Source organism: Flaviaestuariibacter amylovorans (assembly GCF_039541815.1).
GTDB classification, from domain to species: Bacteria; Bacteroidota; Bacteroidia; order Chitinophagales; family Chitinophagaceae; genus Flavisolibacter; species Flavisolibacter amylovorans.
Genome location: NZ_BAABGY010000004.1, coordinates 75,268 through 101,375, shown reverse-complemented (window position 1 = coordinate 101,375; position 26,108 = coordinate 75,268). Strand labels below are relative to the sequence as shown.

The window sequence follows — 26,108 nt, the reverse complement described above, 5'->3', positions numbered from 1 at the left end:
GCACGACGCGCTGCCGGCCGCGGCCACCGAGGCTCATTTCGTAGCCGGCGATACCGAATCGTGTTCCACCTTCACCGTGGCGTACGTGGATAATGATCGCTCCGCGTAGCTACGACGCGCTTCGTTTTATCGCTCCTTTTGTCAGTTGAGCGGGCCGGTACTTCAATCCAGTCGCTGTGTGGTTGCGGCGACCGCAGGATGCTGCTATTTTGCTGCAGCAATCAAAACCCCCGACAACGCCATGAACCAACAGCAGATCGCCCTTGTCAAAGAGACCTGGAGCACCGTAGCCGCCCTCGACCCCCTGGTGGTCGGAGACCTGTTCTACAACCGTCTTTTCACGATCATCCCGGAAGTGCGCCCGATGTTCCGCGGCGACATCCCGGAGCAATCAAAGAAGCTGCTGCACATGTTGCATTATGTAATCCGCAAGCTGGATCGCCTCGACGACATCATGGACGAAGTGCGGAAGCTGGCCCAGCGCCATGTGGGCTACGGCGTACAGGCTACGCATTACCACTCCGTTGGCTCCGCCCTGTTGTGGACGCTGGAGCAGGGCCTCGGCGAGGCCTGGACGGAAGAAGCGCAGGAAGCCTGGATCGCGTGCTATACGTTGCTGGCGGGTGCCATGATCGGGGCGAGCGCCTACGAAGTGGCTGCGGCCTGAGCCGGTAACACTGGCTAGGCAGGGTCCGTGTTGCCAGCAGGGGCATCCGCAGCCTTCCGGAGCGGCACGGTGATGCTTAACCGGAAGCCGCCCAGGGCGCCGTTGCTAACGTCGACGGTACCGCCATAAGCTTCGAGCCGCGCCATTACCTGGTGGATACCTGCGCCTACGCGGAAGCCTTCCAGGTTCACGCCCCGGCCATCGTCTTCAACACTCAGCGACAAGGTGGCCGAAGCCTGCACGCGCACGCGCACCTGTGTAGCACCCGCATGCTCGCCAATGTTTTTGAGTTGTTCTTCAAGACAGCGGTACAGGTCAACCGCGATGCCCTGGGGTACCGGCCGGCGGCCTTCGAAGTGGAAGTCGACCCGGATGCCTGTGCGGTTGTGGAAGCGGCTCAGCAGGATGTCGAGTAGCTCTTTGAGATCGTATTCCTTCAGCGTCGAAGGCACGATGGATACCGTCAGGTCGCGGATGTTGCCGATGGCACGGCGCACGGCTTCACGCGAGCGGTGCAGGAGCTCGGAGCCGTCACGCGCCGTGGTGGCAGCCATCTCCAGGTAGAATTGAGCTGCGGCGAGGTCCTGCGCAATATGCTCGTGGAGCGTATTGCCGATGCTCTGGCGCTCCTCGTCGCGCTGCTGCAGCACCTTTTGCAGGAAGGATTTTTCGAGCACGAGTTGCTCTTCCGCCTTCTTCCGGAGCAACTGGTTTTTAAGTCGCAACTCAAGAAGCCTGCTGATCTGCTGCGACAGCACTTCGAGCAGGCGTTGCTCGTTGGGTGCCAGGTGACGCGGCTTCCGGTCGATGATACAGACCGAACCAAGCCGGTAGCCGCCTGCCGACACGATCGGCGCGCCGGCATAGAAGCGGATGCTGGGCTCCCCCGATACCAGTGGGTTGTCGTGAAAGCGCTCGTCCTCGAGTGCATTCTCCACGATCATCACTTTGTTCTGCAGAATGGTGTGCGCGCAAAAGGCAACATCCCGGTCGGTTTCACGGATGTTGAGCCCGGTCGATGACTTGATCCATTGCCGCGTTTCGTCGATGAAAGTGACCGCTGCGATCGGGCATCCGCAAACTTGCGTGGCGATCTCGAGCAGCTCGTCGAAGTCGTGCTCAGACGTGGTGTCGAGGATGTCGTAGGAATAAAGATCCTGGAGGCGGAGTTCTTCATTGAAGGGCAGGGACGCTACACGCATACGCTTGTTTTGATCGACCCGGTTGCGGGTAGGCATCAAAGATAGTTCTGCCGGTAGGTTCGGCCGCGTTCAAAGCGTTAAGGTTTCCCTGATTCCGCGTTCGGAATAAAGCTGTGTAAATTTTTCCGGTACGCGTTCAGCGTCCGGGTAACACAGGCCATTATCTTTGAAACAAGCGGCCGCTTTTACGAGGCGGTTCGCGACGCCACCTAAACACCGGACCATGAACATAGATCTGACTGACTCGTTTGAACGCATTCCCGTACGTATTGTGGCTGCGCCTGTGGATGGCGCCCGCTGGGTAGCTGCGGAGGTGGCCTCGGCCATCCGGCAGCGGGCAAGCGAAGGCAAGGGACTCGTGCTGGGCCTCGCTACCGGCGCCACGCCGCGCGGCCTCTACAATGAGCTCGTGCGCCTGCATCGCGAAGAAGGCCTTTCCTTTCAGAACGTCACCGCTTTCAACCTCGACGAATATTATCCCATCGAGCGCGATGCCTTGCAGAGCTATGCGCGCTTTATGCGCACCCACCTCTTCGACCGCGTCGACATCGACCCCGCCCGCTGCCACATCCCCGACGGCGAAGTGGCGAAGGACCAGCTGAAGCCCCACTGCCGCGCCTACGAAGCCCTCATTGAGGAAGCGGGCGGCATCGACCTGCAGATCCTCGGCATCGGAAATAACGGCCACATCGGCTTCAACGAGCCCGGCTCTTCGATCCACTCCCGCACCCGCCTCGTCAACCTTGATATTTCTACCCGACTCGCCAACGCCTACGAGTTCCAGGGCGTGTCCGAGGTGCCGCGCCTCGCCCTCACCATGGGCATTGCCACCATCCTGCGCGCCCGCCGCATCCTGTTGATGGGCTGGGGATCGCAGAAAGCCCCCGTCATCCAGCGCGCCGTGGAAGGCCCCGTCACCGAGTCGGTGCCGGCGTCGCTGCTGCAGCAGCACGACGACTGCACCTTCGTGGTGGATGCGGCCGCCGCCTCCGAGCTGACACGCATCAAAAGTCCCTGGCTCACCTCGGGCGAGATCGAGTGGACGCCCAAGCTGATGCGGCGCGCCGTGGTAGACATGGCCCTGAGGCTGCGCAAGCCCATCCTGAGCCTTACTAACAACGATTACAACGAGCACGGGCTCAGCGACCTTTTGGTGGAGGAAGGCGACGCCTACGCCATCAACCTGCAGGTCTTCTACGGGCTGCGCGATTCCATCACAGGCTGGCCCGGCGGCAAGCCCGGGGCGCAGCTGCCCGCGCACCCGGAACGGGCGGAGCCCTTCCCGAAGCGCGCCCTTATCTTCTCGCCCCACCCCGACGACGACATCATCTCCATGGGCGGCACCTTCCAACGCCTGCACGATCAGGGCCACGAAGTGCATGTGGCCTACCAGACCTCCGGCAATATCGCCGTCACCGACGAGTTCGTGACCCGCTTCCTGGACTTTGCCGTGGGCTTCGAGGGCCTGTTCGGAGGCGATGCGCGGCCGGCCGAGGCGGTGCTGCGGGATGCGCGGGCGTTTATTGCGGGCAAGCGGCGCCACCAGGTGGATACGCCGGAGATCCGGGCCATCAAAGGGCTCATCCGCCGCTGCGAGGCGCGGGCCACCTGCCGCCACGTCGGGCTTGGCGACGAGCGTATCCACTTCCAGAACCTGCCCTTTTACGAAACGGGCACCATCGAAAAGAACCCTATGGGCGAGGAAGACGTGCGCCTCACGATGGAGCTGCTTCGAAAAATCAAGCCCCACCAGGTTTATGCGGCCGGTGACCTCGCAGACCCGCACGGTACGCACCGGGTGTGCCTGGACGTGGTGCTGGAGTCGCTGCGGCGCATCAAGGCCGAAGGCGCGGAAGGCGACGAATGGATCGCGGAATGCTGGCTCTGGCTGTACAAGGGCGCCTGGCAGGAGTGGGACATTGCCGAGATCGAGATGGCCGTTCCCATGAGCCCCGACCAGGTGCGGCAGAAGCGCTTTGGCATTTTCATCCACCAGTCGCAAAAAGACACGGTGCCCTTCCAGGGCGCCGACGACCGCGAGTTCTGGCAGCGGGCCGAAGACCGCAACGGCCATACCGCAGACCTTTACGCACAGCTCGGACTCACCCGCTACGCCGCCATGGAGGCTTTCGTCAGGTGGCATTTTTAGCGGCAAGGAGCAGCTAACGGGCAGGGAAGAACGAAGCAACGAGGCAGGAAGCACACGCCGCGTCCGGCACGGGCGTACCTTAGGGCGGGGCAACCCTTAAAACACCCTCGATCATGAAACAATACTTCTCCCTGCTCGTGGGTCCGCTGATGGCGGCCTGCGGCGCGCCTACCAATTCAGGACAGACCAGTACGACCACGGGCGACACGTCGCGCCCGGCATCCGTAGAAACCCGGAAGCCCGTTACCGACTACACCCCGGCCTTCCCCGGCCAGACCCGTGCCGCGGCGGTTTCGACGGCTACGCCCTGGGCGGGCACCGTGCTGACGCGCGACCTCGACAAGCCTTGGGGGATCGGCGTGCTCCCGGACGGACGCCTGCTGATCACCGAAAAGAAGGGCACGATGCGGCTCGTAAGCACCGGGGGTGCGGTGAGCGGCCCCATCACCGGCATTCAGGCAGTGAACTCCTCTGGCCAGGGTGGCCTCCTTGGCATTGCCATCGACCCCGACTTTGCTAATAACCGCACCATCTTCTGGTCGTTCTCCGAGCGGCTTCCCGAAGGCAATCTTACCGCAGTCGCCCGCGGCCGCCTGGCGGCCGACGAGCGGACCATCGAAGGCGCCACCGTCATCTACCGGGCCACGCCGGCGTACAGCGGCAACCTGCACTACGGGTCGCGCATCGTGATCGATAAGGAGGGCAACTTGCTGGTAAGTACCGGTGAGCGCTCCGACCTCGAAACACGGCCGCAGGCCCAGGACCTCAACTCTGCGCTGGGAAAGATCGTGCGCATCACGAAGGAAGGTAAGCCGGCCGCGGGCAACCCGTTTGCGGGCAGGGCCGGGGCGCGTCCTGAATTGTATTCCTACGGGCACCGCAACGTGCAGGGCCTCGCCTTTCACCCGGTTACGGGCGACCTGTGGGAGAACGAGTTCGGACCCCGCGCCGGCGATGAGCTGAACCGCGTGGAGCCGGGAAAGAACTACGGCTGGCCCACGATCACGTACGGGTACGAATACAGCGGCGCCCGCATCGGTGATGCCCTCACTGAAAAGGAAGGCATGGAGCAGCCGGTCTATTATTGGGATCCCGTGCTGTCGCCGAGCGGCATGACCTTCTACAGCGGCAACGCCGTTGCCGAATGGAAGCACAACCTCTTCATCGCCGGCCTCAACTCCAACCATATCGCCCGCCTGGTGCTACGCGACAACCGCGTGGTGGGAGAGGAGCGCCTCCTGCGCAGCGAAGGCCAGCGTTTTCGCGATGTGGCGGAGGGCCGCGACGGCGCGCTCTATGCCGTGACGGACGAAGGCCGCCTGTACCGGATCGCAAAGAAGTAGCGATCGCTTCAGGTACTATTTCCACGAATGAAAAGCGCCCCGTTTCCGGGGCGCTTTTTTTATGGGCCGTAACCAGCGGGGATTACAGCTTGACGATCTGCTTGCGCTTGCTTTCACCGCTGCGTGTGTCGGTAACCAGCAGCACGTAGTTGCCGGGCGTAAGCCCTGCAAGGGATACGGTGCAGTTCGTGCCGCCGAAGGCCTGCGGACGGCCCACAGGGCTGCCCCAGGCATTGATCACCTGCACGGTGTAAGCGGCCGCCTTGCGTGCGTTGAGCACCTGCAGCGTCACCTGGTCGCGCGCGGGGTTGGGAGCCGCGGACACCGTGGCTGCGAACGTCGCCGAGCGGGCCGCGTCGGTGCCGCCCTCGCCGGTGCCGCCGCCGTTTTGTGCCACGCAGTTGCCCACCTGGTACTGGAAAGTGATGGGGGCGCCCACGCACTTGTTGGCCACGGGGGTCACGGTGATAGTCGTGGACACAGTGCCTGCGGTCGGGTTCACAGTCGTAAAGGCCGGTACTACGTCCGCTCCGCGTCGCTGCAGGAGTCCGGTAGCCGTAGTGGAGCTCGTCCAGTTATAGGTAGCCTCCGTACCCATGTTGCCCGTGAGGGGCACCGGGGCCGTGACGATGCCGCGGCAGTATACCTGGTTGCCTGGGTTGGTTGCCGTGGGCGTCGGGTTTACGGTGATGCGGAAGCGAACCGGCTTGCCCGTGCAGGTTGTCGTACCGTTGCCCTGGGGCGTTACGTTGATGAAGGCGTATACCGGCGCAGCCGTATTGTTTACTGCCACAAACGAGGGCAGGCTGCCTGATCCGGACGCGGCGAGACCGATAGACGGGTTGTCGTTGGTCCAGGTATAACCCGCGGCGCCGGTAAAGAGCTGCGCCGGTGCCGAGGCGCCGTTGCAGTATACCGGGTTCGACGGGGCATCCATCTGGGCACCCGGGAGTATAGTGATCTGTGTAGTGGCGATACCGGAGCAGGTAGCGTCCGTCAGGGTGTAGGTCACCGAATACGTACCGGGGTTGGAGAGCGCGAGGTTCACTTCGCCCGTGCTGCTGTTCATCAGCAGGCCTGCGGGAGCCGATGTGTACGTACCACCACCGCTACCGAGGTGGCTGGGGTAAGCCGCACCTGCCGGGCAATAGGGTGATCCGCCGTAGCTGATGGCGCCTGCCGAGGGTTGCGTGCTGATCGTGAACGTCATTGGCATACCGCTGCAGCTGTTGGCGCGCGGGGTCACCGTGACGTTGGCCACCTGTGTGGTAGCGGTCTGGTTCTGCGCCGTAAACGCCGCGATGTTGCCAGTGCCGATGCTGCCAAGCCCGATCGCCGTGTTGTCGTTGGTCCAGCTGAAGATGCTTCCGGGGAGGGCACCGGTAAACGTGACCGGCTGCGTCATGGAGCCGGCGCATACCGTCTGGCCCAACACCGTATTTACGGTCGGCATCGGGCGTACGGTGATCCGGAACACGAGGGCCTTGATCGGGCATCCCGTTCCACCCGTGGGCGTAACGGCGATCACGGCTTCTTCCATCGTGGTGCCGTTGTTGACGGCGGTAAAGGCGGGGATGTTACCGGAGCCCGAAGCGGCGAGCCCGATCGAAGGATTGTTATTCGTCCAGGTTACCGATACGCCGGTGAGCGTGCTGAAGTTAGCCGGGGCCGTCGCCGATCCGGCGCAGACCACCTGGTTATTCTCGGGCACCATCAGGTAGGTGGGGCGAACGGCGATCTGGGTGGTGGCCGCAGCGCCGCAACCGCCGCCAGCGCCGATGCCGTAGCTCACGGTGTAAACTCCCGGGGTGGAAGCGTCAAGATCGACAGCGCCCGTAGCCGGGTTGATCGAGAGGCCGGCAGGAGCTGCCGACCAGGAGCCGCCGGTCGTGCCCGACTGCGTGGGCAGCACGGTACCAGTGGCGTCGCAGAACGGGGTGCCCGGGTAAGCGATCGTGGCATTGAAGGAGGCCTGTATTTCTACGGTAGTGGTGGTGGTGAACTGCGGGCAGCTTCCCGACGCCGCGAAGCTGTAGGTGACCGTGTAGGTACCCGGGGCAGAGGCAGAGGGGTCGATAGCGCCCGTGGCACTGTTGATGCTGAGGCCGGCCGGCGACGCGCTGAAGTTGCCGCCGGTGCTGCCGGTAACGGTTGCGTCTACCGAAGTGCCACCGGTGCAGAACGGGCTGCCACTATAGGCGATGCTGGCCGTGGGAGCAGCGCCAACTGTGATGGTAAAGGAGATCGGCGTGCCGCTGCAGGCGCCCGAAGTGGGCGTCACGGTAATGGTGGCGGTTTCCGCCGAGATGCCATTGTTGACGGTAGCGAAGGAGCCGATATTACCCGTACCGGAGGCGGCGAGGCCGATGGCCGTGTTGTTGTTGGTCCACTCGTAGGTCGTAGCATTGCCGGTGAAGCTGATGGCCGCGGTATTGCCGCCTGCACAAACCGACTGGTTGCCCACGGCATTCACCAGGAGCGCATCGGGCTCGGATACGGAAATGTTGCTGACCGTGCTTTCACAGCCATTGTCGTCCGTGATGGTCACGGCGTAGGAGCCGCCGTTGAGGCCGCTGCGGTCTTCGGTGGTAACGCCATCATTCCAGAGGAAACTGTAGCCGGGAGTGCCACCGGTGGGGGTGAGGTTAATGGAGCCGTTGGCAGCGCCGTTGCAGGTGACGTTGCTCACCACGGTGGCCCCGGAAACGGCAGACGAGGGCTGATCGATCGTGATGTTGCTGACGGTAGTTTCACAACCGTTGGCATCGGTGATGGTCACCGAATAAGTGCCTGCGGCAAGACCGCTGCGGTCTTCGGTGGTGACGCCGTTGTTCCAGAGGAACGTATAACCGGGTGTGCCGCCCGTGGGAGTGAGGTTAATGGTGCCCGTGCTGCTGCCGAAGCAAGCAACGTTTGTCACAATGGTAGAGCCGGAAATAGCCGTTGCGGGCTGGCCTACGGAGATATTGGCGATGGTGGTCTCGCAGCCGTTGGCGTCGGTGATGGTAACCGAGTAGGTGCCTGCAGCAAGACCGGAACGATCCTGCGAAGTTGCACCGTCATTCCAGAGGTAGGAATAGCCGGCAGTGCCGCCGGTGGGGGTCAGGTCGATAGTACCCGTAGTGCCGCCGAAGCAGGCTACGTTCGTGACCACAGTGGATCCCGAAAGGGCCGCACCGGGCTGGCCCACGGAAATATTGCTGACCGTTGACTGGCAGTTATTCGCGTCGGTGATCGTAACTGAGTAGGTACCGGCAGTGAGATTGGTGCGGTCTTCGGTGGTGGCGCCGTTGTCCCACACAAACGTGTAGCCGGGTGTGCCGCCTGCCGGTGTCAGGTTGATCGCACCGGTGTTACCGCCGAAGCAGGCTACATTCGTGACGACGGTCGAGCCCGAAACCGCTGCGGAGGGCTGGCCTACGGAGATGTTGCTGATGGTGGCCTGGCAGTTGTTGGCATCCGTGATGGTCACGGAATAGTTACCTGCAGTAAGGTTGCTGCGATCCTGGCTGGTAGCGCCGCCATTCCACATATAGGTGTAGCCCGGGGTGCCGCCCGCGGGTGTCAGGTCAATAGAGCCCGTGTTGCCGCCGAAACAGGCCACACTGGTCACCCCTGTAGTACCCGACACGGCGGAAGCCGGCTGGCCTACGGAAATATTACTAATGGTCGATTGACAATTGTTGGCATCGGTGATGGTCACCGAGTAGGTACCGGCAGTGAGGTTCGTACGGTCTTCGGTAGTAGTGCCGTTGTTCCAAAGGAAGGTATACGATCCGGCGCCTCCTGAAGGCGTCAGGTTGATGGCGCCCGTATTTCCGCCGAAGCAGGCCACGTTGGTCACCACCGTGGATCCGGAAAGCACCGCAGAAGGCTGGCCTACACTAAGCGGGAACAGCGTGGTCGCGCACCCGTTGGCATCGGTAATCACCAGGCCATAGGTGCCGGCTACCAGGTTGGTTCGGTCCTCGGTGGTGACGCCGCCGCCCCAGTTGTAGCTGTAGCCGGGAGTTCCGCCCGAAGGGGTGATGTTGATGGCACCCGTGTTGCCGCCAAAGCAGGCTACATCGGTAATGGCCGAGGAGGCGGATAAGGCGGATGCCGGCTGGCTAACGCTGATGTTGTTGATCGTGTTGGTGCAACCCGCCGCATCAGTGATCGTTACCGAATACGTGCCTGCAGTAAGGCCGGTGCGGTCTTCCGAGGTAGCACCTCCGTTCCACAGGAATATATAGCCTGGAGTGCCGCCGGTCGGCGTCAGGTTGATGGCTCCGGTATTGCCGCCAAAGCAGGCGACGTTGGTAACGACCGAGCTGGCCGACGGGCTCGGGTTAATGGTGAGGTTGGAGCCGTTGTCGGTGCTGGTAGTGGAAGGGCTGGACGACGTCAGGCGAATCCGGTAGCCCGTGCCGGAGATGTTCGATGGGAGGGTGGCGCTGATCGTGCCTGAAGTGGCATTGCTGCTGATCGCACCGATAGCGGTAGGCGCCGCAAAAGAACCGGCGCTGTTAGAGAGTTGCGCAGTATAGGTGTTGCCGGCGTTCATGCCGGATGCCGTAAAGGGAATGCTTAAAGTTGCGCCGGCGCAGAACGTGGTGCCGGAGAGGCTGCCCATGGTGAGCCCCGTCGGCACCGATGCGCTCGCATTTGAGATCGTAATGTTCCAGAAGGTCATATCGTCGGGCTGGTTGCCTTGTTCGAGGAGCTGCCAGGAGATCTCCACAGACGCGGCATTCGGGAAGCCGTTCGCCGGCCAGGGAGTGGTATAGTTAAACGTGGAAATGTTGGTCAGCTGTTCGGTCAGCGGCTGGGCCGCAGCCAGGCTCCGCTCGCCGATGAGGCCACCGGAATAGTCGTACACCCTGACCGTGAACACGCTGAGGTTGCGCGTGATCTGGTTGCCGAAAATGTCCACCTGCATGTTCCGGAAGGTGAAGGTCCGCAGCACGCTGCCGCCTTCCGCCCGGATCACCACCGTTTCAATGGCGCCCTGCGTCCGGTTGTCCACGTACATCGAATTCCCTGCATCCGGGATCAGTTTGTTGGACACTTCGAATTTGTCGCCCTGGGTTTTGAAGCCGGTGCCCCCCGAGTTGTCCGCGCCAAGGTTCCGGAAGTCATAGGTGCCGTCGGCGGTGCCGGTGCCGGGAGGCTGCGCCAGCAGCCCGCTGTAGATTCCCAGGCAGAGCAAAGTGCACAGGCACCTGAAGAGTGAAGTTCTTTTCATGTTGCAGTTGTTTAAAAAAGAAGGAATGGCTTGCAGTACCGGTATGGCTACAGGGTACCGCATTGCGGGTGATTGATATCGGTGGTGTGATCAGGGGCTCGGCAGTGCCGGGCAACAGGAATTTCAGGGGAGCCTGGCAGTCAGTGATACCAGGATAGCAAAAAAAGGAAGGCCGTATTATTACTGGCCTTCCGGTTTTTTTAGTCGCGGCTCGGGTAGATGCCCTGAAGTGCGATAATGTAGTTCAGCGCAAGATATGGCTGCATGTTGTCGTGCGGCTGGCTTCCGCCTGCTACCCCGGTGTTGCCGCTCATACCCACGGAGCTTGCAGCAAGCGCCGTGTTGGTTGTTCCGCCCGAGAAGAAGGTGGCGTAGGCCGAGGCGCCGCGGCCGCCGGTGTTGACCGTGGCCAGCGATGCACCCGCAACCGGCGCGTCGATGTCGGCGTTGCCGTTGTAGACATTGAGCGTTGCGTGGGCATTGCCGTCGATCGGGTGTGCGTGCATCGGGATCTGGGTGCTCACCAGGCTAACGTTCTCCGTTCCGGCCATTTCGCCCTGGCTGCGGTTCGTGAGGCCCGGTGCCTGGCCCATGCCGATGGCCGTGCGGCCGCGAAGGTCGGGAAGTCCGAACGTGGTCACGCCGTCGCCACCGTACATGGTGCCGAGTAGGGAGAACAACGCCGAGTTTTGAGCGATCGACAGAAGCTGGCCTTGGCACATGGCCCAGCCGCGGGGTGCGAAGTTGCCGCCGAAAATTTTAATCTCGCCAATGAAAGGATCCATAACAAAAGGGGTTTAGTGGTGAATGAATGATGGTGAAAGAATTACAGGTTGTTGTTGCGGGGGCAGGTCGAAGCGGTCGCCGGCGCGGAAACCGAGGGCGCTCAACTTACCGCCGGAATACCAGCCCTCACGAAGCCCGAGCACATTGAGGCGCAGCAGCCCTCCGTCGGCACAGATCACAAAAAGCCCTTGTGCCGCATCGGCATGAACGATCGTGCCACCGGGGGTGCCTGCGGCAACGGCGCCGTCGGCGGGCGTTACCTCCAGGAGGCGCACCGGCTGCCCGCGAAAGAAAGTGAGCGCGCCGCCGGCTCCTGGGTTACTGGCATTCACGAGCTGCTCTGTTTCGGCGCCACTGAAGCGGTCCCAGTAGATATACAAGTCCTCTGCGCGGGGGCGTGGCCGGTAGCTCCGGTCTTCGGCAGGCTGGGGCGTCAGCCGGGGTAGCCTTCCGGATTGGAGCTCTGTTACCAGCGCCTGCACCAGCGGCACCGCCGCGGCGGCAAGCCGGGTGCTGTACAGTCCCTCGTTCTCTCCCGGCAACAGCGGCACTACCGTACTGCCGGCTACAGGGCCGCCATCGAGCGTGCTCGTTAGCTGGTGGAGGGTGACGCCACCCTTGGTGCACCCGTCGCGCAGCTGCCAGAAAAGGGGTGTCGGGCCGGCATACTGCGGCAGCAGGCTGAAATGGACATTGAAAAAGCGCGATGGCCCATCCGCCAGCAGCGCCGTCGGGATCCGCCACGGAAAGCAGAAACTGAGTACGAGGTGGTTGGGAAAGGCGCTGGTGAACCCACGGAGTTCTTCTTCGAGCAGGTGCTTTTCGATCCGGAAGAAAGTAACTGCGCGGCCCGCCGCCCAGTCTTCGAGTATGGGCGTGTCGGCGTTGGCAGGCAGCGGCGCGATGATGGCGCTGAGCAGCTTGCGGTCGGCAAGAAACCCGAGGACAGGCAAGGAGGCGCAGTTGTTGGTAAGCACGAGGACGTTCATGGGTCGCCTTTTGGAGGTCTGCTTTGGTAGGTGCAATGTACCCGGAACGAACATCCGCCCAACAGGTATTAGTACCTGATGGAGTTGCGTAGAATCCCACTGAAATTACACGGTAAAAGGGGGCGAAAACTCAGACCCGGTGAAGGCCGAATTTGATAGCGTAAGCGATGATGTCGGCGAGATTATGTGCCCTGATCTTGTTCATGATCCGCTCACGGTGGCCGTCTACCGTGCGTTTGCTGATCCGGAGCGCGTCGCCGATCTGTTTGTTGCTGAAGCCCTTGCACAAAAGTACAATGACCTCGCGTTCCCGTTCGCTGAGTCCTTCCCCGCGTGCGTTGGCGAGGTTGTGTTGCATCCATTCTTTCAGCTGCGCGGCCACGCCGGGCGTAAAATAGGTGCCGCCGCGCGCTACGGTGCGCACGGCCTGGAGCAGCTCGCCACGCTCCACGCTTTTCAGGAGATAGCCGCGGGCGCCGGCAGTGATCATTTCAGAGATCGAGGGAAGGTCGTTGTGCGAGGAAAGAGCGATCACCGGAATTTCCGGGTGCTCTTCCCGTAGCCGGGCGGTGGCCTGGATACCGTCCATCACCGGCATTTCAATGTCCATGAGCACCAGGTCTACCGGCACGTGCTGCAGTACCTCGAGCGCGGCCCGGCCATGCGGAGCTTCCGCCACCAGCAGCAGGCCCTCGGCTGCAAGGCGCCCGATTGCCAGCTGGAGGCCTTCGCGGAAGATCCCGTGGTCATCGGCGACCAGGATACGGATGCTCGCTTCGGAGGAAGACATGGTTTTGGTATGTAGGCGCTAAATAAGAGAAAATCAGGTAATCGCGCAAGCAGGAGGAATCCCGCTGCCGGGTGGGCGCGTCCGGCAACCAGACTACGGTCCTGGGGAGGGTATTCGCGCAAACGAACCCTGCGTCCGGCGCGCCGCTTACGGATTTGTCGGTTGCCGGGCAGATCTCTGATACCGGCCCGGTTTCCATTTTTTATCAGCGTAAGCATCCGTTCGTTCGTTTCTGTTTGGAAAACGTAGCTCGGCAGTAGAAAAAATTAATCAAAAGTTTGCTTAACAAGTGTTTAACAATCTGTCCGTTACTTAATTTTCCAGTCGCATTCCCCCTCTGCTTGTTTCGTCGGGCAGGGCAGGAACAGTTGACATCCGACAAAGAGCACCACGAGAATACCGGCTTCGTGCCGGCTTTTCCGTTCAGACTTTTCCGGCCTGTCAGCTGATCAAAAGACGCCTTAACCCTAATTATTCGTATGAACTATTTCTACCCGCGTCCGGCTACCGGCGCCCCGGGTGCCTCAACGGCCGCTCTGTTCGACCCTTCGCTGCTTCGTCGCCAAGCCCCAAGTAGCACCACGCGCTTTTTCCTGGTCCTGCTCTTCCTTGCCGGCCTGCCCCTTGCGCTGCTGGCCCAGCAGGCGCCGACGGCCCTCCGCTACCCGACGCCGAATGTATACGTTGCCGGCGTCAGTAACGTTTTCCTGTCGCCCACCGTTTCCGGCAATGTAACGGGCTACTCCATCAGCCCGGGCCTGCCCAGCGGGCTAACGTTCAATACAAGTACCGGGGTCATCTCCGGCACGCCCACTACCACCAGCCCGGCAACCACCTATACGGTGACGGCCTCCAATGCGGCAGGGTCCACCTCCACTACGCTCAGCATACAGGTGACCACCAGCTTCTATAACAATAATAACAACCAGCTCTCCTTCGATAATGCCACCCAGATAACGGGCACGAATGGTGGGCGGTCGGTAGGAGACCGGATGTTGTATACCAACGTGGTCAACATCGGCGGCACCCGGATCGACGCTATCATTACAACGACGGCGCTTACGAACGTGAGCTCCTTCGACGCCTACGACCAGCCTGCTGCCTCGGGTACGAACTTCAACTCCAACGACCCGAAGTTCTTCTCGCCCCAGTTCCAGTTCAGCGCTGCGGGCCTCGCCCGGTTCGACATTCAGTTTATCCTCGGCACCTCCTACAACGCCAGCACCAACCCCAACGGCACGCCGGTGATCCTGCAGAACGTGCTGGTGAACTCCTACGACATCGACGGTAACGGCGGCGCCAATTCCAACCAGTACAACCTGTTCGGGGGCTTCAATACCTACGCGCTCGGGAACCCCACCAATATCGCGGTCACCTACGACCCGACCACAACGCTGACGCGCTTCCGCTCTACCACCATCAACAACAGCACGACGGTGACCGCGGACCCGCACCGCATCCGCCTCACGTACAACAACGTGAGCAACTTCCCGCTCATCCTCGGGACAGATGGCAGCGGCGTCGCCCTTTACTTCGTCGACTTCAGCGCCGGCCCCACGTTTTCGACGGCAGTGGTCAACACGGCTCCCAGCATCGAGCTGAATCCCAGTACCACGGGTGTGAATAACGAGGCCACGGGTTGCGCGTCCGCCTTCAACTTCACCAGCGGCGGAACGAATGTGGCTACCCCCTCAAATAATACCTTCGACTCCCTCGTCGTGCGCATTCCGGTATCCGAAGTGCTCAACGGCGCAAGCGAGCAGCTCGTGATCACCGGTTCCACCGGAGGCCCGATCACGCTTGCGAACTCCTCGGGAACGATCACACTCGGCGGCATCAGCTATGCTTACCTCGTTACGGTGCGGAACGGAATCCGGAACGTGCGCTTTACACGCGCCGGCACCACGGCTGCGCAACTCGAGTCACTCCTCGACGCGCTGCAATACCAGAACACCGCCACCTCCATCTCGAACGGAACGCGCAACTTCACCGTCAACGCCTACACACCCGGCTTTGAAAGCCCCGATGCCGTGTTCAGCGTCACGCTGAACTGCGTCGGGATTTCCGGCAACATCTTCCGCGATGCGAACGGCCTCACCGACAATACGGTGAATGCCATAGGCACCCAATTCGCGGCCAACGCCGCCTACGCCGTGCTGGTCAATGCCAGTAACAACCAGGTGGTGCGCTCGGTGGGTATCGCCGCCGGCGGCGCTTATGACCTGGGCACCGTAGACGCGGGCAGCTACATCATCTACGTACGCAACAGCGCTGCCACCGCGGGCTCCGTGGTCACCACACCCACTTACCCCACCAGCACCTCGGGCAGCTTCGTGCCGGTAGGTGAGAACGTAGGAGCAGGAGCCGGTAATGACGGCCTTGTAGACGGCAAGATCATCCTGACGGTCGGTTCCACTTCGGTCACCAACGCCAACTTCGGCCTCGAGCTGCCGCCCACCACGCAAAGCGGCACGATCAGCGGTGTGGCCAACCCGGGCGGCTTCAACGCCTACACGATCCCGACCTCGGGCGGTTTCACCTATGCCGATGAGGACGGCACGGTTTCCTCCATCACCATCACCAGCTTCCCCACCGGCGCCAACTACATCCGCCTCAACGGGATCCTGTATACCAATGGCGGCACCTGCCCGCCGCAGTCGACCTGTACGGCCTTCCCCGGTGGCGGCGTAGTGGTACCCGCGGCGAATATTTCCTCCATTGCCGTTGACCCCACGGGTACCGCCGCCACCTCGGTGGTGATCCCATTCCGGGCAACCGATAATGCCAACGTGCAGGACGTGAACGCATCGCCGAGCACCCTCACGGTGAATTTCGTCGGCCAGGCCGTCCCGATCAGCGTGTCGGGCAATGCCTGGGACGACGTGAACGGCAACGGCATCAAGGAAGCGGGCGAAGCCTACGTAAACCCGGCCAACCCGGGCGAGACGCTCTATGCCATCCTGGTGCAAACCACCAATAGCTATTCGGGCGCCGCTACCGTGTACACCTCTACCCCCGTTACTGCGGGCGCCACGGGCTATACGTTCAACAGCGTTCCGTCGGGCAACAACTACGAGGTACGCCTCGCCTCCCTGGCGGCGCAGCCCACAGCAGGGGTTGCACTGAGCAGCATTACCACAACGCTGCCCACGGGATGGGTAGACGTGAGCTACAATAACAACGGGGCCATTACCACGGGCCTGAATACCACCACGCCCGTGATCACGCTCGGCACGGTGACGTCGACACGCAGCAACGTCAACTTCGGGCTCGACGCGCGCCCCACCGCCGTAACGGCGCCCACGGTATCCGTAACGAACCCCGGCGGGACCGGCACGGTAGCCGTGCCCGTAACGGCCTTCAGCGGTACGGACGCGGTTGACCCATCGGGCGGCATCATCAGCTATGTGCGCATCACGGCCTTCCCTTCCAACAACGTCAACAGCATCACCATCACCGGCAGCACCACGCCCGGCGGCCCGGTAACGACCACCACCTATACGGCAGGCGACTTCCCGGCTAGTGGTGTGTATGTGGCCACGACCAGCAACGGTAACCTGGCCGACGCCAATGCCGTGCGCATCGATCCGGTCAGCGGGGCTACCACGGTGGCGATCTCCTACCGTGTTGTAGACAATGCGAACATCGAATCGACCAACACGGCCACGGCCAACATTACGGTGAACGACCTCACGATCTCCGGTACGGTATTCGACGACGCCGACGGCGTCACCGACGGCCTCATCGACGGTACGCCGATCTCGAATGCGGGAGGCGTGCTGTTCGTAAACCTGGTGAACACGGCCACCAATACGGTGATTGCCAGTACGGCCCTGAATAACGGCGCCTTCGACTTCGGCACCATCAATGGCCTGCAAAGCAGCGTCACCACCTACCGCCTCGTATTGAGCGCAAGCTCTACCTCCACCGTGCCTTCGCTGCCCTCGGCAGCCTGGGTGAACACGGCGGAGGGCCTCGCTGGTACAGCCGGCGATGGCACCGGGAACGGCCTTTACGACTTTGGCGGCGCCATCACCAACAACACGGTGGTCAATTTCGGCATCGATGCGCTTCCGTCGACTACGATCCTGAGCACGGCTACCCCGCAGGTAAATCCCGGCGGAACCCGCAACGTTACGGTACCGGCGTCCACCTTCTCCGGAACGGATGCAACCGACCTTGCCGGCGGCCAGATCTCCTATGTCCGCATCACGGCCTTCCCGGCCAATGCCACGTCCATCACACTCACCGGCGCCACCACGCCCGGCGGCCCGGTAACGACCACGACTTATACGGCGGGCACCTTCCCGGCCGGTGGCGTGTATGTGGCCACCAATGCCAACGGCAACCCGCTAACCCCGGTGCTGGTTGACCCGGTCAACGGCGCGGTGAACGTTGACGTCACGTATAAGGTGGTCGACAATGCCCTTAAGGAAAGCGCCAACACGGGTACTGCCCGCCAGCCCCTTACGGAGCTCAGCCTCAGCGGTACGGTATACGACGATGTGAACGGCGGCATCATCAACGGAACACCCATCTCCAGCGTAGGCGTGCCGGTGTATGTGAACCTGGTGAACGGCACCACCTTCGTGGCGAGCAGCCCGGTGGTGAACGGTACGTATAACTTCACTACGGCAGACGGCCTGGAGTCAGGCATCACAACCTATAAGCTCGTGCTGACAACGGACCCGGGCGGCGTAACCTCACCGCTTCCGCCCACCTTTGCCAATACGGCGGAAGGCCTGACCGGCACTACCGGCGACGGCACCCCGAACGGGACCTTCATCTTCGGCGGCGCGGTGAACACAAGCCAGACGATCGACTTCGGCATCAACGCACTGCCCACGGTATCGGCCCTGAATACGGCTCCCGCACAGGTGAATCCCGGCGGAACCACAAGCGTGGTAGTGCCCGCCGCTACGTTCAGCGGCGCCGATGACGGCGATATCAGCGGCGGCCAGGTGTCCTATATCCGGATCACCAGCTTCCCGACCAACGCCACGTCCATCACACTCACCGGCGCCACCACGATCGGCGGCCCGGTAACGACCACTACGTACACCTCGGGCACCTTCCCCGGTGGCGGCGTTTATGTGGCTACCAATGCCAATGGCAACCCCCTCACCGATGTGCTCATCGACCCCCTGAACGGCGCTGTGACCGTCGAAATTTCGTACCGCACGGTCGACAATGCCGGCATGTCGAGCACCGCAACGGGCATCGCCCGCCAGCCCTTCACGGACCTCACGATCTCGGGAACCGTGTACGACGACGTTAACGGCGGCATCATCAACGGTACCCCGATCTCGAATGCCGACGGCCCGCTATTCGTGAACCTTGTCAACACGGCCACCAACACTGTGCTGGCCAGCCAGGCGCTCACCAACGGAACCTACTCGTTCGGTACCGCCAACGGCCTGAGCAACGATGTAAGCACGTACGCAGTCGTGCTCTCCAAGACAGCGGGCGGCACCACGGGCACGCTCCCGTCAGACGACTGGGTGTTCCTGGCCGAGGGCCTCTCCGGCACTACCGGTGACCCCAACGCAAACGGGCGTTACACCTTCGGCGCACCGGTAACCGGCAGCGTGGTGGTCGATTTCGCGATCGATGCCCGCCCGACGCCTGCTACGCTGACCGTTGCCGCACCGCAGGTGAACCCGGGAGGAACGGCCACGGTGACAATCCCCGCGGCTACCTTCTCGGGCACCGATGCCGAAGACCTCAGTGGCGGTGAGATCGACTATATCCGCATCACGTCGTTCCCGACCAACGCCACTACCGTGAGCTTTGCTGCGGCATCCACGACGCTGGGCGGCGCCACAGGCCCGCTGAGCTATACGGCGCTGACCTTCCCGGCCGGTGGCGTGTACGTGGCCACAAACCCTGCCGGCAACCCGCTCTCCGCGATCTCCGCGGATCCCATTGACGGCGCCGTGAACGTGGATTTCGCTTATGCTGTTGTGGACAACGCCGGTGTGGAAAGCAATGCTACCGGCATCGCCCGGCAACCGCTCACCGACCTCACGATCTCGGGCACCGTTTACAACGACGTGACCGCAGACGTGATCGACGGTACGCCGATCTCCGATGCTGATGGGCAACTATACGTAAACCTGGTCAACACCGCCAACAACACGGTAGTGGCCAGCCGGGCGCTTACCAACGGCACCTATAGCTTCACTACCGCCGATGGCGTAGTCAGCGGCGGCGCCTACCGCCTCGTGCTGACGAGCAGCGCGACGGCTACCGGCGCTACCCTGCCCGACGCCGGCTGGGTATACATCGCGGAAGGTATTTCGGGTACAACTGGCGACGGCAGTGCGAACGGTACCTACACCTTCGGCGCACCGGTAACGACGGCGCAGACCATCGACTTCGCCATCGAGGCGCTCCCCGTGCCCGCGGCGCTTACGGTAGCCCCCGCGCAGGTAAACCCCGGCGGCACCAACCTCGTTACGATCCCGGCCGCAACCTTCGTGGCCACCGACAATAAGGACCTGGCCGGAGGCGCAGTGAGCTATATCCATATCATTTCCTTCCCGACCAACACCACGACGGTGAACTTCGCCTCGGCCGCCACTTCGGTGAATGGTACCTACGGACCGTTGTCCTACACGGCCGGCACCTTCCCGGCAGGCGGCGTATACGTGGCTACCAACGCCAACGGCAACCCGCTTTCGGCCATCACCGTTGACCCGGTGGACGGAACGGTGAACGTGGACTTCACCTATACGGCCATCGACAATACGGGCCGCGAGAGCGGCACGAGCGGCATTGCCCGCCAGCCGCTAACGGCGCTGAGCATCTCGGGTACGGTATTCGACGATACCGACGGCAATACCGACAACACGATCGACGGAACGCCTGCCAGCGCAGCCGGCGGCAGCCCGCTCTTCGTGAACCTCGTGAGCGGTGGGGTAGTGGTACAAAGCGTGCCACTCACCAACGGCACCTTCACCTTCAGCAACCTCGTGTCGGGCGGTAATTATACGGTCGTACTCAGCACCTTGGCCACCGGTACCACCGGTCTCCTGCCCCCCGGCTGGGTGAATACGGCCGAAGGCACCACGGCTGCCGGCGACGGCGCCGCCAACGGCCTCGTGACGGTCAACGGCATCAGCACGTCGCAGACCGTGAACTTCGGCTTCAACGGCCTGCCCACGGCCATCAGCGTGACCACCACGGCGCAGAACAACCCGGGCGGCAACGTCTTCATTACCGCGCCTCCCTCCACCTTTGCCGGCACTGACCCGGATGTGAACGGGGAGATCGCGCTCATCCACCTCACGGCCTTCCCGGGCGGCGTCACCACCCTGCAGGCCTATTCCTCCGAAACGGTTGACGGCACTCCTGTGATCAATACCTACACGGTGGGAACCTTCCCGGCCGGTGGCATCTACATCCCCACCAGCGGTAACGGTAACTCGTTGCCCGTTGACGCAGTTAAGATCGACCCGGCCGCGGGAGCAACGCAGGCGACATTCATATACACCGTCATCGACATCGCGGGTTATGAGAGCGCTGCCACGGCAACGTCCACTGTTCCCTTCGTTACCGGAGCCATCAGCGGCGTTGTATACAACGACGTGACAGCCCTCCTCGACGGCGCCATCAACGGAACCGGCTTCGACCTTGGCAACACGCTCTTCGTGAACGCCGTGAATGGCAGCAACGTGGTTGTCGCTTCGGCCAATGTAGCTGCCGACGGTACTTACGTCATCGAAGGCCTGGGCAACGGCACCTATACGCTGGTACTCACCACGTCGGCCGTTTCCAATGGGGCCACACTGCCCGCAGGCTGGGTCAATACGGGTGAAGGCCTGACCCCCGCCGGCGATGGCACGCCCAATGGCAGCATCACCGTGAACCTGACCTCTGCCGGTGTGGACGATGCCGACTTCGGCGTCAATGCCCGCCCGACGGCTGCTGCCAACACAGCCCCTGCCCAGGTGAACCCCGGCGGCACCAACAACGTGACGATCCCCGCAGATGCCTTCTCCGGCACCGACGCGGTGGATGTGTCCGGTGGCGAGATCGACTATATACGGATTACGGCGTTCCCGGCTAACGCGACCACGATCACGATCACAGGTGTGACGACGCTGGGCGACCCGGTAACTACGAACACCTATACGGCGCTGAACTTCCCGGGCACCGGGGTGTTTGTGGCCACCGACCCCAACGGCAACCTGGCCAATCCGAACGCGGTGCAGGTAGACCCGCTCGACGGCGCCGTGACCATCACGATTCCCTACCGCGTCGTGGACAACGGCGGCCTCGAAAGCACCAACACGGTGAATGCCACCCAGCCGCTGAGCGACCTCCTCATCACCGGTACGGTGTATAACGACGTCGATGCAGGAACCATCAACGGAACGCCGATCTCGAACGTGGGCACGCCCCTGTTCGTGAACCTGGTAAGCGGCGGCAACGTGGTGGCCAGCCAGCAGCTCACCAACGGTACCTTCAGCTTCAGCACCGCCAACGGTGTCGAGAGCAACGTGAACAACTATACGCTGGTGCTCGCCACGAGTGCGACGGCTACCACCGGCCTCTTGCCGGCCACCTGGGTCAACACCGCCGAAGGAACTACCGGCAGCAATGGCGACGGAAGCCCCAACGGCGTGTACAGCTTCGGCGGCGCCGTCACTTCCAACGTCACGATCGACTTCGGTATCGACGCGCTGCCCACGGCGGTAACCGCAACAGCGCCCAGCCAGGTGAACCCCGGCGGCACCAATACCGCTCTTGTGCCTGCGGCCACCTTCTCCGGAACGGATGCCGTTGACCTCGCGGGCGGCGAGATCGACTATGTGCGGATCGTTTCCTTCCCGACGAATGCGACCTCCATCACGATCACCGGCTCCACTACGCTTGGCGGACCGGTTACGACCACGACCTATACATCGGGTACCTTCCCCGGCACCGGTGTGTTTATCGCCACCGATGCCAACGGTAACCTTACCGACGCCGACGCGGTACGCGTTGACCCGGTCAACGGTGCGGTGACGGTAGCGATCTCCTACCGTGTAATCGACAACGCGGGAGAAGAAAGCACCAACACGGCGATCGCCAACCAGCCCTTCAGCGATGTACTCATCACCGGTACGGTGTACGACGATGCCGACGGCACCAAGGATGGCCTGATCGACGGTACGCCGATCTCGAATGCCTACGGCCAGCTCTATGTGAACCTGGTGAATACCACCACCGGTACGGTAGTGGCCAGCCAGCAGCTTACCAACGGCACCTTCAGCTTCTCGACGGCCGACGGCATCGAAACGGACGTCGCGACCTACCACCTCGTGCTTACCGAGTCGGCCACGGCAACCACCCCTGGCCTGCCCAACGCAACGGCCTGGGTGAACACGTCGGAGGGTATCTCAGGCACAGCCGGGGATGCCATCCCGAACGGACGCTTCGTTTTCGGCAGCGCCCTCACGACCAACCTCACGATCGACTTTGGTATCGACGCACGTCCGACCGTTACGATCGTCAGCACCGCGGCTTCCCAGCAGAACCCCGGCGGCACCGGCCTCGTAACGATCCCGGCTTCCGTGTTCAATGCTGCGGATACCGCTGATATCAGCGGCGGCGAGGTGGACTATCTCCACATCACGACGTTCCCGACCAACACCACGACGGTGAACTTCGCCTCGGCCGCCACTTCGGTGAACGGTACCTACGGACCGCTGTCCTACACGGCCGGCACTTTCCCGGCTGGCGGCGTATACGTGGCTACCAACGCCAACGGCAACCCGCTCTCGGCCATCACGGTGGATCCGGTTGATGGCGCCGTGACGGTGGACTTCATCTTCCGTGCCATTGATAACGCGGGCGTGGAAAGCACCCTCACGGGCACCGCGCGCCAGCCGCTCACCGATATCCTCATCAGCGGCAACGTGTATGATGATGTGAATGGCGGCACCATCAACGGTGCGCTCATCTCGGATGCGAACGGCCAACTCTATGTCAACCTCGTGAGCGGCGGCCTCGTGGTTGCCAGCCAGGAGTTGACCAACGGCAGCTTCTCGTTCAGCACGGCCGATGGCGTGCGTGGCAACGTGGCTGACTATACGCTGGTGCTCACCGATTCGCCGACGGCCACCACGGCCACGCTGCCCGCTCCGGCCGACTGGGTATACCTGGCGGAAGGCACTCCCGGCAGCACCGGAGATGGCACCGCCAATGGTACCTTCAGCTTCGGTGGCATACTTGCCGGCGAGCAGGAGGTCGACTTCGCGATCAATGCCCGCCCGGTGGTCACCAACCTGATCACGGCTGCGCCGCAGGTGAACCCTGGCGGCACCAATCTCGTCACGATCCCCGCTGCAACCTTCGGTGGCAACGACGATACGGACATTGCAGGCGGCGAGGTGGACTACCTCCGCATCACGACGTTCCCGACCAACACCACGACGGTGAACTTCGCCTCGGCCGCCACTTCGGTGAACGGTACCTACGGACCGCTGTCCTACACGGCCGGCACCTTCCCGGCAGGTGGGGTTTACGTGGCCACCAACGCCAACGGCAACCCGCTCTCGGCCATCACGGTAGACCCGGTTGACGGCGCCGTGAATGTGGACTTCACCTACCTCCTGATCGACAATGCCGGTGTGGAAAGCAAAACGACCGGCACGGCCCGCCAGCCGCTGACCGACCTGCTGATCACCGGTACGGTGTATGACGACGAGGATGGCAGCACCGACGGCGTTATCGACGGGTCGCCGATCTCCGACGCAAACGGACAGCTCTACGTAAACCTGATCAACACGGCCAATAATACGGTAGTAGCGAGCCAGCTGCTCACCAACGGTACCTTCAGCTTCTCCACCGCCAATGGCGTGGAAGCCGATGTAACGACCTACGCCCTGGTGCTGACCAACGACCCGGCATCGACTGCCGCCACGCTTCCGGATGCGCCCGATTGGGTAAATACGGGCGAAGGACCGACCGGTACTACGGGCGATGTGAACGCCAACGGACGCTACCAGTTCGGCGGCGCCATCACCGGCAACGTGACGATCGACTTCGGTATCGATGCCCGTCCGGAGGCAGCCACCCTCACGGTAGCCCCGGCGCAGCTGAACCCCGGCGGCACCAATACCGTAACGATCCCGTCCGCTACCTTCTCGGGTACGGATACGGAAGACATCAGCGGCGGTGAGATCGACTACATCCACATCACATCGTTCCCCACCAATGCCACGACGGTGAACTTCGCCTCGGCGGCAACGACGCCGGGCGGCACCGCAGGCGCGCTGAGCTACACCGCGGCCACCTTCCCGGTTGGCGGCGTGTACGTGGCCACCAACCCTGCCGGCAACCCGCTCCCGGCCATTACGGTAGACCCTGTGGACGGTGCGGTGAACGTGGACTTCACCTACCTCGTAATCGACAACGCCGGTGTGGAAAGCCTTACGCCGGGTATTGCACGGCAGCCGCTGTCGGGCCTCACCATTACCGGTACGGTGCGTGACGACTTCAACGGCCTGTCCGACGCGCTCATCAACGGGGCCGGCACCAACGCCGGTGGTGCCCTGTTCGTGAACGCTATCGATGGCGCCAGCAACGTGATCGCCAGTGCAGCGGTAGCCGCCGACGGCACCTTCTCGCTCGAAGGCCTCACGCCTGGCACCTACACCCTGGTGGTGACCACGGCAGCCAATTCGGCATCCGCGGTGCTTCCCTCGGGTTATGCATTCACCGGTGAAGGAATCGGGACCGCCTCCGACGGCACCGTGAACGGCCGTGTGTCGGTAACCCTGGCCGCTACCGACGTAACGGGCATCAACTTCGGTCTCGACCGCCTGCCAGTCGCCGACGCGAAGACTTACCTGATGACGCCCGATACCAACCCGAACGTGGATAAGGGCCTGTCGATACCGAGTACCGCGAGCATGGGCGTGACCTACTCGGCCCGCGTGAACCTGTCGGGTGCCGCTTCCAGTGGCAGCACGCCCGGAGCGCTCACCGGCCTCGACCCCGATGGCGATAACGGCGCCCCGCTGACGCTTACGGCAGGTACGCCCAACGTGTTCCTGGTGATCGACCCGGCTTCGTATACCGGCACCCGCAACGGTTCGCCCTTTGCCGACCCCGGTATCGTAACCTACGCCGGCGTGCAGCTGCAGCCGGGTGGTTGCCAGGGCGGCGATATCGGCGACGGTGTATGTGCCTATTACAACACGTCGTCCGGCTACTGGGAGATCCCGGCCTACGACCTGTCGGCACTCAAGATCCTGCTGCGCACCGGCGCTTCGAGCTTCTCGTTCGAATACGCATGGCGCGACGAGGCGGGCATTATCGGCGACTTTACCACCTACACGCTCAACTTCGACCAGGCACTGCCGGTGCGCCTCATCACCTTCTCGGGTGAAAAGCGCAACAACACGGCAGCGCTGAGCTGGACCACGGTGAACGAGCAAAGCTTCCGCGGCTATGCCGTAGAGCGCAGCACCGACGGTAGCAGCTTCTCGGAGATCGGCTTCGTGAACGGACGCGGCAGCGCCACCGAGCAGCGCTACGGCTTCAACGACGACCTGAGTACGCTCCGCGTGCCGCGCGTCTACTACCGCCTGCGCCTTGTGGACATCAACGGCAGCTACAGCTACAGCCCGATCGTGCGCATCGACCTCAACGGCGGCAAGCAGCCTTCCGTGATCGTGCTCAGCAACCCGGTACGCACCTCCGGCATCCGCCTCCAGATCGACGCGCCGCAGGCCGCCCAGGCCCGCATCCTCGTGGTCGACAACCTCGGACGCGTGGTGAGCAGCCGCCAGCAGGCCCTCAGCCCCGGCAGCACGTCGCTCACGATCGACCTGCCTTCTTACCTGGCCAACGGTATTTATACGGTAGTCACGGAAATGAACGGCACGCTGTTCCGCAACAAGGTGCAACTCGATCGCTGATCGCCAAAAGCGTTCAATAGAAAAGGCCCCGACGGTATCGT

9 protein-coding genes are annotated in these 26,108 nt (G+C 62.6%); 4 read left to right on the top strand and 5 right to left on the bottom strand.

The genetic code is table 11. The features are described from left to right. The first annotated feature begins 241 nt into the window (after positions 1-241). Positions 242-667 (top strand): globin domain-containing protein, encoded by a 426-nt coding sequence (locus ABD937_RS05080; RefSeq protein WP_345253907.1) that lies wholly within the window; start codon positions 242-244, stop codon positions 665-667. Between the two features lie 14 nt (positions 668-681). On the opposite strand, the gene ABD937_RS05075 is transcribed toward ABD937_RS05080, so the two are convergent. Continuing rightward, positions 682-1,869, bottom strand: a complete 1,188-nt coding sequence (locus ABD937_RS05075; RefSeq protein WP_345253905.1) for a GAF domain-containing sensor histidine kinase — start codon at positions 1,867-1,869, stop codon at positions 682-684. Between the two features lie 223 nt (positions 1,870-2,092). Here ABD937_RS05075 and nagB point away from each other — a divergent pair, with 223 nt between their 5' ends. Both nagB and ABD937_RS05065 read left to right on the top strand, forming a co-directional pair. After that, positions 2,093-4,018: a glucosamine-6-phosphate deaminase gene (nagB, locus tag ABD937_RS05070; RefSeq protein ID WP_345253903.1), complete on the top strand. Its 1,926-nt coding sequence runs from the start codon at positions 2,093-2,095 to the stop codon at positions 4,016-4,018. A gap of 113 nt (positions 4,019-4,131) precedes the next feature. After that, a complete protein-coding gene (locus ABD937_RS05065; protein WP_345253901.1) occupies positions 4,132-5,361 on the top strand; it encodes a PQQ-dependent sugar dehydrogenase in 1,230 nt (409 codons plus the stop codon). Positions 5,362-5,443: 82 nt separating this feature from the next. On the opposite strand, the gene ABD937_RS05060 is transcribed toward ABD937_RS05065, so the two are convergent. The 4 genes from ABD937_RS05060 to ABD937_RS05045 all read right to left on the bottom strand — a co-directional run bounded on the left by ABD937_RS05060 (position 5,444) and on the right by ABD937_RS05045 (position 13,153). Continuing rightward, positions 5,444-10,588 carry a beta strand repeat-containing protein gene (locus tag ABD937_RS05060; RefSeq protein ID WP_345253899.1) on the bottom strand — a complete coding sequence of 1,715 codons (5,145 nt, stop codon included), beginning with the start codon at positions 10,586-10,588 and terminating at the stop codon, positions 5,444-5,446. Positions 10,589-10,788: 200 nt separating this feature from the next. Next, on the bottom strand, positions 10,789-11,373 hold the full coding sequence (locus tag ABD937_RS05055; protein WP_345253898.1) for a phage tail protein: 585 nt from the start codon (positions 11,371-11,373) through the stop codon (positions 10,789-10,791). 12 nt (positions 11,374-11,385) lie between these two features. After that, positions 11,386-12,363 (bottom strand): methionyl-tRNA formyltransferase, encoded by a 978-nt coding sequence (locus tag ABD937_RS05050; protein WP_345253897.1) that lies wholly within the window; start codon positions 12,361-12,363, stop codon positions 11,386-11,388. 130 nt (positions 12,364-12,493) lie between these two features. Continuing rightward, positions 12,494-13,153, bottom strand: coding sequence for a response regulator (locus ABD937_RS05045; RefSeq protein WP_345253896.1), 660 nt, complete (start codon positions 13,151-13,153; stop codon positions 12,494-12,496). Positions 13,154-13,632: 479 nt separating this feature from the next. Between ABD937_RS05045 and ABD937_RS05040 the strand changes: the two genes are divergently transcribed. Continuing rightward, complete coding sequence (locus tag ABD937_RS05040) at positions 13,633-26,067, top strand: beta strand repeat-containing protein (RefSeq protein WP_345253893.1); 12,435 nt, start codon at positions 13,633-13,635, stop codon at positions 26,065-26,067. Positions 26,068-26,108: the final 41 nt, after the last annotated feature.